This window comes from Leptospira neocaledonica (assembly GCF_002812205.1).
Lineage (GTDB): Bacteria > Spirochaetota > Leptospiria > Leptospirales > Leptospiraceae > Leptospira_B > Leptospira_B neocaledonica.
In genome coordinates, this window is sequence record NZ_NPEA01000010.1 from 20,850 (window position 1) to 37,969 (window position 17,120).

14 protein-coding genes are annotated in these 17,120 nt (G+C 39.7%); 7 read left to right on the plus strand and 7 right to left on the minus strand.

The annotated features are described in order from the left end of the window. The first annotated feature begins 45 nt into the window (after positions 1-45). The 3 genes from CH365_RS17000 to CH365_RS17010 all read left to right on the plus strand — a co-directional run bounded on the left by CH365_RS17000 (position 46) and on the right by CH365_RS17010 (position 2,220). Positions 46-732, plus strand: coding sequence for a hypothetical protein (locus tag CH365_RS17000; RefSeq protein WP_125226332.1), 687 nt, complete (start codon positions 46-48; stop codon positions 730-732). Positions 733-817: 85 nt separating this feature from the next. Continuing rightward, entirely contained in the window at positions 818-1,453 is a 636-nt protein-coding gene (locus CH365_RS17005) for a hypothetical protein (RefSeq protein WP_100769741.1), read from the plus strand. Between the two features lie 206 nt (positions 1,454-1,659). After that, positions 1,660-2,220: a hypothetical protein gene (locus tag CH365_RS17010; RefSeq protein ID WP_244283267.1), complete on the plus strand. Its 561-nt coding sequence runs from the start codon at positions 1,660-1,662 to the stop codon at positions 2,218-2,220. A 61-nt stretch (positions 2,221-2,281) separates the two neighbouring features. Here CH365_RS17010 and CH365_RS17015 read toward each other — a convergent pair whose 3' ends face one another. Beyond that, positions 2,282-2,926 carry a YceI family protein gene (locus CH365_RS17015; protein ID WP_100769743.1) on the minus strand — a complete coding sequence of 215 codons (645 nt, stop codon included), beginning with the start codon at positions 2,924-2,926 and terminating at the stop codon, positions 2,282-2,284. A gap of 58 nt (positions 2,927-2,984) precedes the next feature. Between CH365_RS17015 and thiL the strand changes: the two genes are divergently transcribed. Genes thiL through CH365_RS17030 form a run of 3 tightly spaced genes read left to right on the plus strand, consistent with a single transcriptional unit; the run spans position 2,985 to position 6,455 of the window. Then, entirely contained in the window at positions 2,985-3,905 is a 921-nt protein-coding gene (gene thiL / locus CH365_RS17020) for a thiamine-phosphate kinase (protein WP_100769744.1), read from the plus strand. 48 nt (positions 3,906-3,953) lie between these two features. Then, positions 3,954-5,282 carry an MFS transporter gene (locus CH365_RS17025; protein WP_100769745.1) on the plus strand — a complete coding sequence of 443 codons (1,329 nt, stop codon included), beginning with the start codon at positions 3,954-3,956 and terminating at the stop codon, positions 5,280-5,282. 9 nt (positions 5,283-5,291) lie between these two features. Beyond that, the gene (locus CH365_RS17030; RefSeq protein WP_100769746.1) at positions 5,292-6,455 is read left to right on the plus strand and encodes a DUF418 domain-containing protein; all 1,164 of its coding nucleotides are present in this window, start codon (positions 5,292-5,294) and stop codon (positions 6,453-6,455) included. 17 nt (positions 6,456-6,472) lie between these two features. On the opposite strand, the gene CH365_RS17035 is transcribed toward CH365_RS17030, so the two are convergent. Continuing rightward, positions 6,473-10,309, minus strand: a complete 3,837-nt coding sequence (locus CH365_RS17035; protein ID WP_100769747.1) for a PAS domain S-box protein — start codon at positions 10,307-10,309, stop codon at positions 6,473-6,475. A 168-nt stretch (positions 10,310-10,477) separates the two neighbouring features. On the opposite strand from CH365_RS17035, the gene CH365_RS17040 reads away from it, so the two are divergent. Further along, entirely contained in the window at positions 10,478-10,912 is a 435-nt protein-coding gene (locus tag CH365_RS17040; RefSeq protein WP_100769845.1) for an MAPEG family protein, read from the plus strand. Here the strand turns inward: CH365_RS17040 and CH365_RS17045 are convergent. Genes CH365_RS17045 through nuoL form a run of 5 tightly spaced genes read right to left on the minus strand, consistent with a single transcriptional unit; the run spans position 10,896 to position 17,117 of the window. Continuing rightward, on the minus strand, positions 10,896-11,516 hold the full coding sequence (locus CH365_RS17045) for a hypothetical protein (RefSeq protein ID WP_100769748.1): 621 nt from the start codon (positions 11,514-11,516) through the stop codon (positions 10,896-10,898). The genes CH365_RS17040 and CH365_RS17045 overlap by 17 nt on opposite strands. A gap of 27 nt (positions 11,517-11,543) precedes the next feature. Then, complete coding sequence (locus CH365_RS17050) at positions 11,544-12,059, minus strand: SseB family protein (protein WP_100769749.1); 516 nt, start codon at positions 12,057-12,059, stop codon at positions 11,544-11,546. Position 12,060: 1 nt separating this feature from the next. Next, the gene (locus CH365_RS17055; RefSeq protein WP_100769750.1) at positions 12,061-13,539 is read right to left on the minus strand and encodes an NADH-quinone oxidoreductase subunit N; all 1,479 of its coding nucleotides are present in this window, start codon (positions 13,537-13,539) and stop codon (positions 12,061-12,063) included. Next, positions 13,536-15,185: a complex I subunit 4 family protein gene (locus tag CH365_RS17060; RefSeq protein WP_100769751.1), complete on the minus strand. Its 1,650-nt coding sequence runs from the start codon at positions 15,183-15,185 to the stop codon at positions 13,536-13,538. Before CH365_RS17060 ends, CH365_RS17055 begins: the two co-directional genes overlap by 4 nt. After that, on the minus strand, positions 15,186-17,117 hold the full coding sequence (gene nuoL / locus CH365_RS17065) for an NADH-quinone oxidoreductase subunit L (RefSeq protein ID WP_100769752.1): 1,932 nt from the start codon (positions 17,115-17,117) through the stop codon (positions 15,186-15,188). Between the last annotated feature and the right edge of the window lie 3 nt (positions 17,118-17,120).

Genomic DNA, 17,120 nt, shown 5'->3' on the forward strand with positions numbered 1-17,120 from the left:
GAGAAATTCCTTGAACTTTCTAAAGGTGACCCGAGGAGTATCATTATGCGAAGTCATAGCTTTCTATTGATCGTTTTTCTATATTCTTCCCTATATTACAATTGTTTAAGTGATAAGACATGTTCTGAAGAGGACAAGAGCTGCAGCACCCAAGCGTTAATTACTTCCATGTTCTCCGTTCCTAACGGAGTTTATATATATTCAACAAATACAAAATACCAAGGGAATCTAGCTGCTTACGGGTCGACATTGGAATTTAGCGGTCAAAATATATGTAGGGGAGAAAAATTATTTTCCTCTCTCGTGAATCAGTTTTGTCCGGATGTTTGGGCTTTGGTCTCAGGTAATTCGGTTCCCTTATCTAATTTTTCTTCTTCTTATTCTTTACCTACGAATGTTCCTGTATTCGGTCCAACGGGTATTCAACTTGCGAACAATTGGGACGAATTTATGAGCATCCAAACTCCCGTATCTTTAACTCGATCGTTTGCAGAAGCAGGTTTAGGAACCGAAGATTTCTGGTCTTTCGCCATTGAAAGCGGATCACCCTCGAACAATTGTAATGCAGGAATAGATAATAGTTCCGAATCCACAGGATCGATCGGTTCAGCGAATACGAAAAATTCGGATTGGTTGAACCCAGGAGGAAATTCATTGGGCGATTGTAATACCTTCCATAGAGTTTTATGTACTTGTTTTACTCCGAATAGCAGCTCCGAGGAACAACAATAATATAGAAATTCTGCAATATTCTCTGTTCTTCTTATTTTTTTTCGTCTTAAGTTCTAAAGAATCGGTTACTTTCACGGATTTTTAAATGAACAGGTCATTGTATTTTTTTAGTTTTTTACTCTTATTTTCCAACGCCTGCATGTCTTCCGATGTCTGCTCCGACACGGATAAAGTATGTAATACTAAAGAATTATTATTTTCCATCTTCTCCACTCCGAAAGGAATCTATTTGTATCCAACCCAAAGTTACCAGGGAGATCTCGCAAAATACGGATCCAGTATAGAAGATAGCCTCCAGAATATCTGTGTTAGCAATAAGTTCTTTTCTCCGATCACGGATTTCAGTTGTTCGAATGTTCTTCCGGTTGTCTCTACCTCAACACATCCTCTTTCTAGTTTTCCTACAGATTATGGCCTACCTGATAGTACGGATTATCCGGTGAGAGGACCTAAAGGAGATATCATCGCTACTTCTTGGACAAATATTTTTCCAGGACTACTTATGACTTTCGAACAAGCGAGCATTACATCTCAAACGTTTTGGACATTCTCTAACTCGGGAGGTGCTTATAATTCTACGGATAATTGTATCAATGGGACAACCACTGGAGCAGCCGGTGCCACTGGGGATCCTAAAGATAGTTTTAGCGCTTGGATGATCGGAGATGCCCCGGCGTGTAATGAATTTCATCCGATAATTTGTCTTTGTTATAGGGAATAAACCCTAAACATTAGGGAATAGAAAACAGATTTAAGATCTAAAAATCGACCTATAATTTCTTGCTTGCTCGCTAACTCTGCTTTAATCTTGGCTGGATGACGCTTCGTATTCTTTTCGTTATTTTCTTTTTTATCTTTTCCAGCAATTGTATTTCCGACAAAACCTGTTCAGACAAAGACAGGTCCTGCAGTCCTAAGGCAACATTAATGAGTCTATTGGTCTCTGCTCCCGAAGGAATTTATATCTATGCCACAAACACCGGCTTTACTGGAAATTTATCCGTTTTGGGTCCAGGCAGTTTGGATCCTAGTCTGAATTTTATATGCGGGCAAGAGCGACTTTTTTCAAATATTATAGATACGAAATGTTCTAAGTATGCTCCTTTAGTTTCTACTTCTCTCGTATCTGCTTCTTCCTTAAACGCAATGTATGGAGATCTTCCTACTACTGGAGTTCCGATTAGAGGGCCTTATGGGAAACAGATCGCCGTTGATTATAGCAATCTTTTTGCAGTGGATCTAGATGTTACCCTGGAAGCTGCAGGTTTAGGAAACCAAACCTTTTGGAGTTTTGGAGATGGAAACGGCGGTGCAGCCGCTGACACTTGCACCGACGGAACAGATGACGGTAGTTTATCCACCTTAGGGCAAACTGGAAATACTTTGGTCAAAACACAGGCCAGCTGGTTTGCCACAGATATTAGAGGTTGCGGAGAAATACATAAAATACTTTGCCTTTGTTACGTTCCAACGTCTGGCGGCGGTTGACGGCAAATAATATGCTGTATTTATAATAGAACGGAGTGGTCGCCCACTCCGCATTCCGATTTTATTTACAATCTTTCTTTAAAGTAGATTTAATAGTAATTTCCACATCCGGCCAAAGAACGGATTTACCGTCTTTGCTTTTATGTAGATCACTACAAACCGCATTCAATGCAGCCAATGCCTTGGTTGCATTCCAATTATTTACATCCAAAGAACCTTTTGCTTCTAAAACTTCTCCCATTAAAGTGAATTGTAATGGAACATCTTTACTCACACCATTCCATACAAGTTTCACTACTCCAGTTCCGGATTTTCCGTCTGCTTCCAGTTTTGCAGAAGATACTGAACCTTCTATCTTTCCGCTCTTTTTCAGATTTCCGAAAAATGTTCCCTTAATCTTAGGATCTCTTTCCGGGTTTCCGCTATCTAGATCCAGAGAATCAATTGAGAATTTTAAACCTTTTAATGCATCCGGAACATTAGCTGCTGATTTAGCTCCGGTAATGCTTACTTTAGTAAACTTACCGCCCACTCCTGTCTTTTCGGTGAATTTAAACGCCTTCCATTCCAGGCCTGTTGCTTCTTGGTTCACTGAATATTTGCAAGAAGTATCGGCAGATAACGAATTGAATTGCCAACTTCCCCCGAAAGAGAATACTGAAAAAATCAGTGCGGCTATATAAAAAGAATTTATACGTGATTTCATGGCCTTATACTAGGGTTGAAATAAAACAAAGTCAAGATTTTTAGATATTGGAAAGCGCTTGAACGAAGAAGAACTCATATCCTCCTTATATCCTCCCGGCAAAGAACAGGAAAACGACTGTTATTCGGACAAAGAAGGAAACTTAATCACGACGGATACAATAGTCGAAGGAACACATTTCCGATTGGACTGGAGTCGTCCTGAAGATCTGGCAAACAAGCTGGTAGAAGTTAACGTGTCGGATATAGCAGCAGCTAACGGGACTCCTCAAAAAGCATTTTTTAATTTCGGCCTTTCTCCTTCTTGCAATCGGAAAGAATTTTTAGAACCGTTTATCGATTCATTTAAGAAAGCGTTAAATTCTTACGAAATAGAACTCTGCGGTGGAGACACTTACAGAACGCAAGAGTTAAACTTAACTTTAACTCTATTAGGAAAATCAGTTTCTCCCGTAGACAGAAAAGGCGGAAAACCGGGAGACTATGTGTATTTGAGTGGGCATATCGGCGCTTCTCTTTTAGGTTATAAAATATTAGAAGGCGCACATATTTCTCTTTCACCCGAAGTCAAAAAGGTAGCTTTGGATAGACATTTAAGACCTAAATCAAGATTAAACTTAAGTCGTTCTTTATATTCAAAAAATAGAATACATGCGGGGATGGATCTGACTGACGGGCTCAAACAAGACGTATTCAAATTGGCAAAATCTTCTGGAGTTAGGATCGAATTGGATTTGGATATCCTCCCCTTCGAGAATGGAGTAAAAGAAGCCATCGGGGTAGAAGGAGTTTTAACTTCTGGAGAAGAATTAGAGCTTCTATTCTTGTCTCCGGACGAATTACCTTCTTCTTGGGAAGGGATCTCTATCCGAAAAATAGGCAGTGTGTTTGCATTGGAAGAAGGTGAATCTCCTCAGGTTAGATATTCTTACGAAGGAAAATCTTACTCACCTAAAGAATCTGGATTTAGACATTTTTAATCAAATTCTACTTGTGCTTAGGATAGATACCATCATTCTTCCCGATCGATGAGAAAAGGCCTATTAACTTGGATTTTACCGAAGCCCCCTAAACCGTTACTCCCAGAGTCGGAAATCCGCTCCCTTTATCCTAAGTTTCGTTGGAGAATTTTAGAAGCAACATTCTTAGGATATTCCGTCTTTTATACTGTCAGGAACAATTTCCCAGTTGTTTCCAAAGAAATTGGCCAGGCGCTCTCCTATTCCCAAGAGCAGATTGGGAATATTTTAGCAATCACTGCAATCTCTTACGGGATCGGGAAATTCCTAATGGGAGCATTATCAGACAGAAGTAATCCTAAGGTCTTTATGCCATTAGGTCTTGCTCTTACAGGAATTTGTAATATATGTTTCGGAGCTTCTTCCGATTATCAAACTCATTTAATTTTATGGGGATTAAACGGTTTATTCCAAGGAATGGGCTGGCCACCTTGCGGGAGATCATTGGGGCATTGGTTTTCCGTAAAAGAAAGAGGAGCAAAATTCGCTATCTGGAATATTGCGCATAATGTAGGAGGCGGACTAGTAGGAGTAATTGCAGCTTACAGCGCTTCTTGGTTTGGATGGAGAAACGCATTTTATATACCTGCTGCCATCTCATTTATAACTGCGATCTATTTATATTTCAGATTAATGGATACCCCTCAATCGGTTGGACTTCCTTCCATTGAAGAATATACCGGAACGGGAACCGAGTCCTCCAAAGTTTCCGAACCGGAAAGAGAACTTACATTTAAGGAAATTTTTATAGATCTTGTACTTTTAAATAAGTACATTTGGGTCTTCGCACTAGCGAATTTTTTCGTGTATATAGTAAGGTATAGCCTGACAGATTGGGGACCTTCTTACCTGAAATTTGCAAAGGGAGCAAGTTTAGAAAAAGGAGGAATCAGCACCCTTATCTATGAATTTGCAGGAATAGGATCCACATTACTCGTTGGTTGGTATTCGGATAAAGTAGGAGGAAAAAGAGGACTCGTCAGCTTGGTCTGTATGGTTCCGATCCTATTTGCGTTATTCGGAATCCTAATTCTTCCATCCGGATATTTATGGGCGGATCTAACTCTATTCGGCGTAGTTGGATTTTTTATCTACCCTCCCGTCATGTTACTAGGAGTGGCTGGGCTTGACTTTACTTCTAAAAAAGCGGTTGGGACCGCCGCAGGGTTTATAGGTTTATTCGGCTATCTAGGAAGGACCGTGCTCTCAAAAGGTTTAGGATGGATGAGCTCCTTCTCCTGGTTTCGCTGGGAATATTCTATATCTATAATATTTGTTTCTGCGATCTTGGCCATAATTCTTCTTGCATTCACATGGAACTGGAAACCTAAACATTAAGGTGCGGAAATGAAAAATAGAATAGGATTTATAGACTTTTTAAGAGGATTTGCACTTTTAGGGATACTCGCGGTCAACCTGCCTTATTTTTCCAAACCAATGTATCTGGTTGCTTCTTTAGGAGAGAATTCTACTCTTTTAGATTCCATAGGTTCTTGGATTGTAGCATTCTTCTTTGAATCCAAATTTTATATTTTATTTTCCTTTTTATTCGGTTACGGGTTTTTCATCCAAATACAGAATAATCCGGAAACAGACTCAAGATCCAGATATTTCCGTAGAATATTAGGCTTGGGAATATTAGGACTTTTGCATGGAGTTTTTTTATTCATCGGGGATATTCTCCTTTCCTATGCGATTTTAGGAGCATTTCTCTGGTTTTTAAGGAACAGATCTTCTTCTTGGTTATTAAAATTTTCACTATTCTGCTTGGCCCTCGCCGTGTTCTGCAGAATAGGAATGAGCTTCGCAGAAGTAGAACTCAAATCTCAATTAGAAACAAATCTTCCCCGCTTATTGGAAGAAAGTAGAAAGGCATATTTAGGCGGGTTCTGGGAAAGCACCGTGCAAAGGACAAAAGATACCATTCTCTCCATTCCTTTTTTGGTATTCTATCAGTGGCCTTCAGTTCTCTCCATGTTTGCATTGGGTTTTTATGCGGCCAAAAATTCCATCTTAACGGATTGGGAAAATACAAAGCCAAATTTCAAAAAACTTTTCCCTTGGGCACTAACTCTTGGCATTTTGGGAAATCTTGTTTATACATTACATTCTCGCCATATTCTTCCCGAAAATCCAAGTGTATTCTTAAAAATTCTATATGCGATCTCCGATACTTTTTGTGCACCTGCTCTCACATTCAGTTATGTGTACTTGCTCGGAAATTATTATAATTCAGGCAGAAGTTTTACGGATCGGATCTGGTTCGAAACAATGGGAAAACTTTCTTTGACTTGTTATTTGGGAGAATCTCTAGTTTGCACCTGGATCTTTTGCGGCTGGGGGCTGGGATATTTCGATCAGATAGGCAGTTATATTGTTCTACTTTTGACTGTTCCGATTTGGATCTTCTGGGGAATGTTTTCTCTGGTTTGGAAAAGAACTTTTACGTTAGGTCCTATGGAATGGATCTTAAGATCCTGGACTTATTGGAAAATGATTAAAATACTTTAAAATAATTTAAAGTATGATCAGCTCATCCAGCGAAAGATAATTCTAGCAAAATCTGCCTTCACTGCAGGTTTACTGATATAATCATCCATGCCTGCTTCTAAACATCTTTCTCTTTCGCCGGATACAATACCGGCAGTCACTGCAATAATAGGGACCCTGTGCCCGTCTTTTTCCAGAACACGGATTGCCTTGGTTGCTTCGTATCCGTTCATCTCAGGCATTTGGATATCCATGAAGATCAGGTCCGGATTGATCTCTCTAAACTTATCGACAGCTTCTCTTCCCGTTTGTGCCTCCACACATTTTGCTTTGGGAAGGATCCGCTTAACGATACTTTTTGCGAGCATCATATTTACTGAATTATCTTCCGCGATCAAAACGGTAGCAGTTTTATGAATGGTAGGAGCTCCTTCTTGGTCTCTTGTTGTTAAAGGGAATTCGAAAGGTTCCTTAAAGATCTGATTTCTGGCTAAGATATCGAATAATTTCTGCATATGGATCGGCTTGGAGATTACTTCTTGTACCCCGAGTTTTCTGGACTTCTCGGCAAATGAATCTCCTTCATCCGGATTTACGATCAATACGATCGGTTGATCTTCACTTCTGATTTTTAGATCTTCTCTTACTTTTCGGACCAATTCCAGACCGTCTCCTTCCGGCATTTCAGAATCCATCAGAATAATATCGTATCGATTTCCACTGGATAAAGTTTTGAGCATCTCTTCTCCGTTTTTGGAAAAGTCGGCCGGAATATTCTGCAGAGATAACATTTCTCCGATTAATTTTATGTTTTCTTGATCTTTGTCCGCGACCAAAACTTTTCTGATAGAACGTAGCCTGATCCAATCTTCTCCTACGATCTCTGAAATATTCAATTTTAGATCGAAATAAAATGTACTACCTTTTCCCAATTCACTTTTTAATTGGAGACCACTTCCCATTATAGAAAGTAATTTATTAGAAATGGCTAGCCCAAGACCAGTCCCTCCAAATCTACGCGTAGTGGACACATCACCTTGGGTGAATGCTTCGAATATTTTCTCTCTTGCATCAGGTGCGATACCGATTCCGGTATCTCTTACGGAAAATCTAAACTCTCCCTCTGTTTCAGAAATTTTTTCGAGAAGTTCGATTTTGAACTCAATTTCGCCTTCTTCCGTAAACTTTACAGAATTGCTGAAAAGATTTACGATAATCTGTCTGAGTCTAATACTATCCGCTTTTACAAAGCGAGGCACATCCCAGGCAACATTTACTATAACTTCTAATCCTTTTTTCTGAGCTTGGAACTTAATCGTATTTACGATCTGACTACAAAGTTCCAATAAATTTGTTTTTTCATAAGACAATTCTAATTTTCCGGCCTCAATCTTAGAAAAATCTAATATATCATTGATAATATCCAGCAAGGACTCGGCCGATTGGAATACAGTCATCATGTATTGATGCTGGGTGGAATCCATGGAAGTTCGTAATAAAAGATCGGAGAACCCAATGATCCCATTCAGCGGAGTTCTGATCTCATGGCTCATATTCGCCAAGAAGTCCGACTTGGCCCTATTGGCTTGTTCCGCAGCTAGTTTTGCTTTTGTTAATTCTTCTCTTTGCAGACAACTTTCTGTGATGTCCTGGGTGAACATCATGATCCCGCCTATAGATCCATCCAATTGATACCAAGGTCTTACTTCCCAACGAAGGTATTGGTCATGATCCCAACCCTCTGGTCTCCAAACATCTTCGTCATTTTTAAGAACTTCTCCGGATAAACATCTTTGGTGGATATCTTTCCATTCCTGAGACACATTAGGAAATACTTCGTAGTGTGAGAGTCCTATAACATTTTTTCCGAATAAATGATATTCGGTTAACCATCTTTCACTGACAGCAACATATCTGATCTCCGTATCGAGCATGGCAACTGCCGCGGGGGCATGTTCGACGAAGGCGGAAAGTCTGGATTTTTCTTGGAACAACTCCAATTCTGCCTTTTTTCTTTTATCTATATCATAGAAGGCCCCATAAATTCGCGTACATTCCCCGTTCTCGAATTCGGCGCTTCCCACTGTTCTGACCCAAAGTTCGTTTCCTTTTCCGGTAATCATCTGGATTTCCAGATCGTAAGGATCTCCTTTTTTTATAAGTTTATCAACCGCATTTAAAATTTTGTCCCTGTTCTCCCCTTCTTTAACAAATTTTAATGTTCCTCTTATATCCGGCTCAAAATCGGAAGAAACTTCGAACATCTCTTTCGTGACCCCCGACCAAGTTTCCGTATCATTTTTCAAATCCAAGTCCCAGGCGCCGATCCTTACTAACTTATTGGTTTGTTCCAAAAGTTCTTTAGCATGACGTAATTGTTCTTCGGTCCTTTTGATCTCATCTATGTCTAGGATTTGAGAAATAAAATGGTTGGGTCTTCCGTCCGCATCTCTGACCAAAGCGACAGAAAGATGCACCCAAACAATCTCTCCGTCTTTCTTTATATAACGTTTTTCTAAATGGTAACCGGATCTTTTTCCATCTAGTGTCTCCGCCAATAATTGCAGATCCTTTCCCAAGTCCTCCTGATAAGTGATATCCTTAAAAGTAAGTTTGGATAATTCTTCCCAGTCATATCCAAGTAGCTTGATCAGGTTCCCGTTCACTTGGATCCACCTTCCTTTCGGATCTAAGATCGCCATTCCAATCGCAGAATATTCGAATGCACTTCTGAAAGAACTCTCCATTCTTTTTCTTTCACCGATATCTCTTGCGATCTCTGCGGAACCGGTCATCTTCCCGGAAGAATCAAACATTGGAGAAAGTGTAATGGACATTTCAATCCAATGTCCGTCTTTTGCTTTTCGAACCGATTCGAAACGAAGATTTTCTTTTTCAGATTTGATCTTGAGATTGATCCTGGATTCCAAAGGTTTGGACTCGTCAGGAACCAATAGATCAAATTTAGATCCTAACATTTCTGCAGAGCTATATCCGAAAATTTTCTCTGCTCCGTGATTCCAGGACGTGATGGCGCCGTCCAAATCCTTGCCGATAATCGCATCGTCAGAAGACTCGACAATCTTTGCGAGACGAACATTAGCAAGTTCAGCATTTTTAATCTCAGAAATATCGTTAACGATTACCGAAAAACCAACCACCTTCCCATCTCTGAAATCCGGAATATATTTTGTTAATGAATATATAAAATGTTGCCCATCTGGAGAAGGTACACTTCTTTCGAATAATTGTGTCTCCCCATTTAAAACTCCTTGTATATAAGGATAATTTAATTCGAATAGGTGTTCACCTAAAACAGACTTAATATGTTGACCAACTATTTTTTTGGCTTCGATTCCGAACCATTTTTGATAAGCATCATTTGCCAATCGATTGATTAAATTGGAATCCCAATATCCTACCAAATCTGGGAGAGCGTCTATTAGAGAAAGAAAATCTAATTCTCTTTTTAAAGAATGGATCTCGGATTCTTGGACGATCTTAATTCCACCGATGCAAATCGAAGCATCAGAATCATTCTTTAGGATTTTAATTTTTGTATCTGTGTCCAGCCCGCCACCAGAGAACGTTTTATAACGAATAGGGAGAGTTATTCCTTTTGGGCCCTTCTCTATTTGAGAATCGATTAGTTCGTAATCCTTTTTGAAAAAAAGATCCTCCCAACGGACGGAAAAGAAATCTGATGATCGGGAAAATCCAAGAACAGATTTAAATTTAGGATTGATCCAAAATCGATCTCGAGCCTTTAAATCTAGTACCCACATCCCATCCAACCCTTCGGATTGAATGAACTGGAAAACTTCCCAATCGTTTTGTATCCAGTGATAGACTAACTTTTCCAGGGATTCTTGCATTTTAATATAAGGGTATAAGACGAGAATAAAGGGACTTTAGATTAGTCAAAAAGTCTCTGGCGTCAATGAAAATAGAAATGGAAGATTTTGAAATTCTGTGTCTTTTGCTTGCAGATTAAATGGAAAACTATTCTATATAAAATTCTTTTCAATTTAAAAGGTTCAGAAATGCAAAAAGAATATTGGCTTCTACCGATCGGGGCGTTAGCTCTACTGACTTTTTTCGTATTATTGCAAATCCCTATTCGCCGCCTTTATGCAGGTTTTATAGGAAAAGTAATCCCGGACGATTTCAAATTTGGAGAATCCAAAAATGTTCCGGGGTGGGTGTCCATTGCGAATCGCAACTATATGAACTTATTGGAAATGCCTTTATTGTTCTACCTAATCTGCCTAATTCAATACCTAACGAGCTCTAATGATCCTTTGAATTTTCAATTGTCTTGGATCTATGTAGGGCTTAGGATTTTTCATAGCCTGATCCATCTTACCTATAATAACGTTATTCACAGATTAGCTATTTTTGCGGCGAGTAATTTTATCCTGTTCGGGATTTGGGTGAACTATTTCAGGAAGTTTTTACAGATTACTTTTTGGGGGTAAAAATTGCCTCAGACACGGCTCTATCCAAAGTTTTTAGTCCCATAAAACGTCCCAATCTTTCGTATTCTCCACCTGGAGAATAGAAAGGCATCAAGAATAAAAAGAAAACTTGATAATAGTAATCGTACTTTTCAGTTAAATCGACCGAACCTAAAAGTTCTCCCTTAGAATTATAAAAATCAGTACTCATAGCAAAGGAACCTTCTTCCCTATATGGACGAAATCCCCAACCTCTGGAAAATGTGTAATCCATTCCTCTATCTTCTGCTTGAGATTCCACGATCTTGATTTGGACTTTCAGATCTCCATCGGAAGAAGTTACTACTTCTCTGAACAATCCCGAATCCTCGTATGCGGAAACCAGCAGATTTGTCCAAGTTGCTTCTCTATTCTCTTGCTCTTCTTCCTCCAGATTATAAGCGTGATCATCCTTTTCAGGAATGTAGATCACTTTAATAGAAACTTTTTTATAATGTTTTAATGCTTTTCCCTCGTTTAAAGTAGAAGGAAAAGAAAGTTCCGATCTGGAAACCAAGATACAATTCGTAAATAAAACGGTTAAAAGAAGAAGGTGAAAAGTATATATTCGAAAAGAAGAATACATGGAATGAAGTTCGATAAAAACGAAAGATTATTTTTCTTTTTGCAATAATTCCAAATGTTCCCTGGAAAGCAACCATAACGTAGAGCCTGGATCTATAGCCACCCCGGAAACCCCCCTATTCTGTAGACCTAAGGCCCATAATTCCTTCGCAGTAATCGGAACTAGTGCTGTGTCTTTTTTAAAATAACGGAATGATTCGGATGGGTGAGAGAACGCAGGCAAAAATACCCGACCACGTTCGTCGCTTACATATAATAATACGATAGGCTCTGGCCCTTTTTCAGAAGAAACCTTTTTCTTTTTTTTAGCAGCCGCTTTCTTTTTAGGTTTCGCCTTCTTCTTAGGAACTGCTTCCTCTCCCGCATGGGGGATTAGAAAGTAAGCTTTGGTGAGTTCGGCGGAAAGTTTTTCTAAGTTCTTTTCGGAGCGGTTTTTAGAATAAAGATAGATCGCCTCTCTGAACTTCGCATTCTCCCCATCAAACTTGGGAATCGGCTCAAAATATTCTTTAATGGAAGAGAGAATATTTTTAATATTAGGCATCTTACTTTTGTAATTCTGCGGATTTGTTTGCAAACTTTAAGTGATTCAAATCCTTGGGTTGGATAAAATACCACCCTACCAATACTGCTACCAAAGAAATCGCAGAAACGAATAGAACTCCGTAACTAGTTTTAGGAGAATCTAATTTAGAAATTTCTCCTTCTTCGGAACTCATGTAAGTGAGTATTCCTACTTTTACATAATAATATAATGCCAACGCGGAATTTGCGATTCCTCCGATGAGTAACCATCTTGAGATCTGATCCGTTCCTTCCGCAATTTTTTGGAATAGGAATAGCTTCGCCCAGAATCCACCTAAAGGAGGAATTCCTGCCAGAGATAAAAAGAAAATAAATAGTGCAAAACTTGTCCAAGGCCTCGACTTTGCGAGTCCGGCAATGGACTCATACGTTACATGGCGATCTCCTTCTTCCAAGAAAGAAAGAACTGCAAATGCTCCTAGGCTCATAAAAGAATACACAATCAAATAGAATAGAGCCTCTTCTTTTCCACCTAAAGATATCCCAGCAACAACGTAACCAGCATGAGCAATTGAGGAATATGCCAATACTCTTTTTAAGTTCGTCTGTTTTAAAGCTACGAAGTTTCCATACGTCATAGACATCAGGGCTAAAATTCCCATCACCCAAGTCCACTCTCCTCCGGAAACGGAAACCGGGAATTTTGAAAAAACTACTAATAATAGTCCCATGGAAGCGGATTTAGAAGCTGTGGCCATAAATCCAGTTACCGGAGTTAAGGCTCCCTCGTAAGCGTCAGGAGTCCAAGAATGATAAGGGAACAATGCGATCTTGAATGAGATTCCAGTTAATAAAAGTAGCAATCCGATCTTAGTAAAATTAGAATCGAATCCGGAACTTACCAAAGGTTTTAAAGAATCTTGCAAATGAGTTGTGCCTGATCCTCCAAACAAGAATGCCATACCGAATAAGAAAAATCCGGTGGAAAAACTTCCCAAAAGAAAATATTTCAAACTGGCTTCTAAAGAATAAACATCACTTCTTGCCATTCCCACTAAAACATACAAGCACACAGACATCAGTTCCAATCCAACAAAAATGGTAACCGTGTCAGTCCCTGAAGTCATTAGGAACATTCCCACTACCGAGAAGAGCAGAAGTGGATAGAACTCCGGAAATTCCATATTATGTTGTTCTAATACTCTTGGAGACGCAAGAACCGTACAGAATGCGGCGACCAGATATAATGCCCCAAACCAGAAACCTAAAGTTGAAATTTCATAATGCCCTGAAAAATAAGAACCGAGCCCGGGACTTGCTTGAGAAACAAACAATGAAATGAATGCCGCAATCAAAACCAAACCGGAAGTGAATCTTACGATCCTAAATTCAAATCCTTGGAAAAAGAACTGCAATCCAAGTAATAAGATCCCTCCTCCGGAAAGAACCAGGATAGGAAGTATAGAAATCAGATCGTTGGAATTTGGGATTAAATTCATTCTTCCGCCTCTTGGGACACTGTCTTTTTACCCGGGATTCCAGTCCCTCTTCCGGAACTGATCCTGTCCTCGTAACTAGGAGGCTCAACGCCCAAGGTCCTATAATTTATGAATTTCTTTTTATCGTTTTTCAAAGTACCTTCTTGTTCTAAAAAGGCTCTTTCTTGTAGGGCTTGTTTAGAAGTCAGGTTCAACACCACTCTGGCGCTCGGTTTCAAATACGTTAGTAGGATGTTCGGAAAAATCCCAGTTAATATTATAATTCCTGCAACTATGGAGACTATAAACTTCTCTCTCAAATTCAAAGGAGATAGCCCGGAAGACAAGGAATTCGGTTCTCCGAATAATAAATTCCTCGCAAAATATAACATATATCCTGCGGCAAAGATCACCGCGGTTCCTGCCAAAAATCCGTAAACGAGGCTATATTTAAAAGTTCCGATCAGAACTAAAAATTCTCCCACGAAACCGTTCGTCCCAGGAAGTCCTGCACTCGCGAAAGCGGCCAGACCGATCGCTACTGCTAAGAATGGAGCGGATTTAGCAAGACCCGAATAATCTTTTAATTCGTTTGTACCAGTCCTTTCATGCAAAAATCCTAATATAAAGAAAAGAAGACCCGAAGTGAATCCATGATTCACCATTTGGAGCATTCCACCTGCCACACCTTCTTCAGTAAGCGTCAAAATCCCTAAAATACAAAATCCCATATGAGAGAGAGAAGAGAATGCTACCAGACGTTTGCTATTCTTCTGGGTTAAAGCGACCAAAGCCCCGTAAACAATCCCAGCAACAGCAAGAGCAGTAAGTAGATTACGATATTCTAAAAATACCTGAGGAAAAAGCGGAATTGCCACGCGGACATAGGCGAATAATCCGATCTTTAGCAGAATACCAGCCAAGTCTACAGAACCGACAGTCGGGGCTTCTTCGTGAACATCAGGCATCCAAGTATGAAAAGGAAATAGAGGCACCTTGATCGCAAATGCGAAACTAAATCCGACAAATAACCAAAACTTAATATTGGCTGGAATCGAATTCAAAGAAACTACTGCCAATTCTTCTAAATCAAATGTGTGGGTATAATGATATAAGACCAAAATGCTAGCTAACATGAAAACGGATCCGGTAAAAGAGAATACCAGATATTTCATGGCAGCCTTGATTCTTCCTTTTTCCCCCCAGATCCCAACCATTAAAGTGAAAGGTAGAACCATCCATTCCCAGAAGACGTAAAATTGGATTAGGTTAACCGAAAGAAAAACTCCGATTACTCCCGTTTCCACTAAAAGAAGAAGTATAAAAAATTCCCTGATCCTGTGTTTCACATTAGAAAAAGCGGATAAAGCAGAGAGAAAGAAAAGAAGTGCGGACATCGTAATTAACAATAGAGAGAATCCATCTATCGCTATATGATAGTCCAATCCTCCAGACTGTAATTCCAGAAAGTTCCAGATACGATGGGTAAATTGGAAACCGCTATCTCCTTTTAGGAATTCCAAAAACAAGGGAATGGTCATCGCGAAAACTCCCAGAGTCACGATTGAAGACCAAAGCCGGATCCATTTTTCGTTTTTAGAAAAGAATAAGAAAGGAATCCCTAAAACAGGCAAAAATAACAGAATGCTTAAATAATATTGGGGCACTTAGATTCCCCTCCATAAGAATACGGACAAGATCAAAACAGTCCCTAAGACAATTAGAAAAGCGTAATCTACTACGGTTCCTGTTTGGATCCTACGTAGTAACGAGGCAACCCCGCCGGAAATTCTTCCAGTTCCGGTCAAAACCCTATCGATCAAACGTTTCTCTACTACTTCAGATAAGAATTCAGATAGAGCGGAGATCGGCCCGATCAGAAGATTTTTGAAAATTTCATCTATGAAATATTTATTTGCAGGTAGAATTCTCCAGCCAGTATAACTGGATTCATCTGAAGGTAATTTTTCCCTTTTGCCGAAAAAGAACCAATAAATCCCGACCCCAAGAAGGATTGCTCCTAAAGAAAATCCAGCGAGTAGGAGTTCCAACTCGTGACTTAAATGATGAACTTCCGCTGGTCCCTTTTGTTGAGTAGAATACAATAGTCCTTTAGCAAAAACAGGAGAGAAATATTTCTCCAAGAAATCGATCCCTCCTCCCAAAGATTCAGGCACCAATAAATATCCGGAGAAGGCGGCACCCAATGCCAAGATTACTAATGGTAAAGTCATGGTCCAAGGAGATTCGTGAGGGTGCACGTGCTGAGAAACTCTAGATTTACCAGTAAATGCCAAGAACGTTAGGCGGAACATATAGAATGTAGTTAAGAATGCAGTGGCTATTCCCATTCCGAAGAATACGGGATGAAAATAGAATGCTTTTTCTAAGATCAAATCCTTGGAGAAAAATCCGCTGAATGGAGGAGCTCCTACAATCGCCAAGGTTCCCAAAAGGAAGGTCCACCAAGTGATCTTCATCTGAGATTTTAGTCCCCCCATTCTTCTTAAATCTTGTTCATCGGATAATCCATGGATTACGGAACCGGAACCCAAGAATAGAAGAGCCTTAAAGAATGCGTGAGTCAATAAGTGGAAAAGTCCCGCCACATAAGCGCCTGTTCCCATTGCCACAAACATATAACCTAACTGAGAAACAGTAGAATAAGCTAAAACTTTTTTGATATCGTTTTGATAAACACCAATTGTTGCTGCGAAGAATGCAGTGAATGTCCCTATACAAACGATCCAAAAACCTACCTTAGGAACTAAGATAAAAATAAAATTCAATCTTGCGATCAAGAAGAGCCCGGCAGTCACCATTGTTGCCGCATGGATCAAAGCGGAAACCGGAGTTGGCCCGGCCATCGCATCCGGCAACCAAACATGAAATGGAAACTGAGCAGACTTGCCCATAGCTCCGATAAAAAAGCAGATCGCCACAAAAGGAAGTGCATTCAGCAAAAATTTTGCCTGAGGCAAAGATTCAGAAATTGTAATAAAGGAAATGGAACCGGCCAACCAATAAGTTAAAGCAATCCCTCCAATCATCGCTAAGTCGGCGATCCTATTGGTGACAAAAGCCTTGATACTTGCTTGTGCCGCATTTTCCTTATGAGTATCGAAACCGATCAGGAGATAAGAACAAAGTCCCACACCTTCCCAACCGAAAAATAAAACCACCAGATTTTCCGCTAAAACCAAATGGAGCATGAAGAACACGAATAAGTTCAGATAAGAAAAAAATCTGCCAATTCCAGGATTCCCTTTCATATATCCGATGGAATAGAGATGGATCAAACTCCCGATCCCGGTGATGATCAATGCCATAAAAAGAGAAAGTTGATCTACTTGATAAGCAAGATCCGCTTTAAAATTCCCAACTTGCACCCAATTGAATAAGGTTACTATCTGAGCATCCTGTCTTTCCAAAGGATGGAATTGCAGATATGCGAATACACTGGCACCGAAAGAAACAAAAGACAATAAGGTCCCGATAGGACCGGAGAGACTCTTCCAATATCTTCCGAATAATGCGTTTAATACGGATCCAAGAAGAGGAGAAAAAACGAGAACCGATATAAGGATTTCCCAACTCATCGC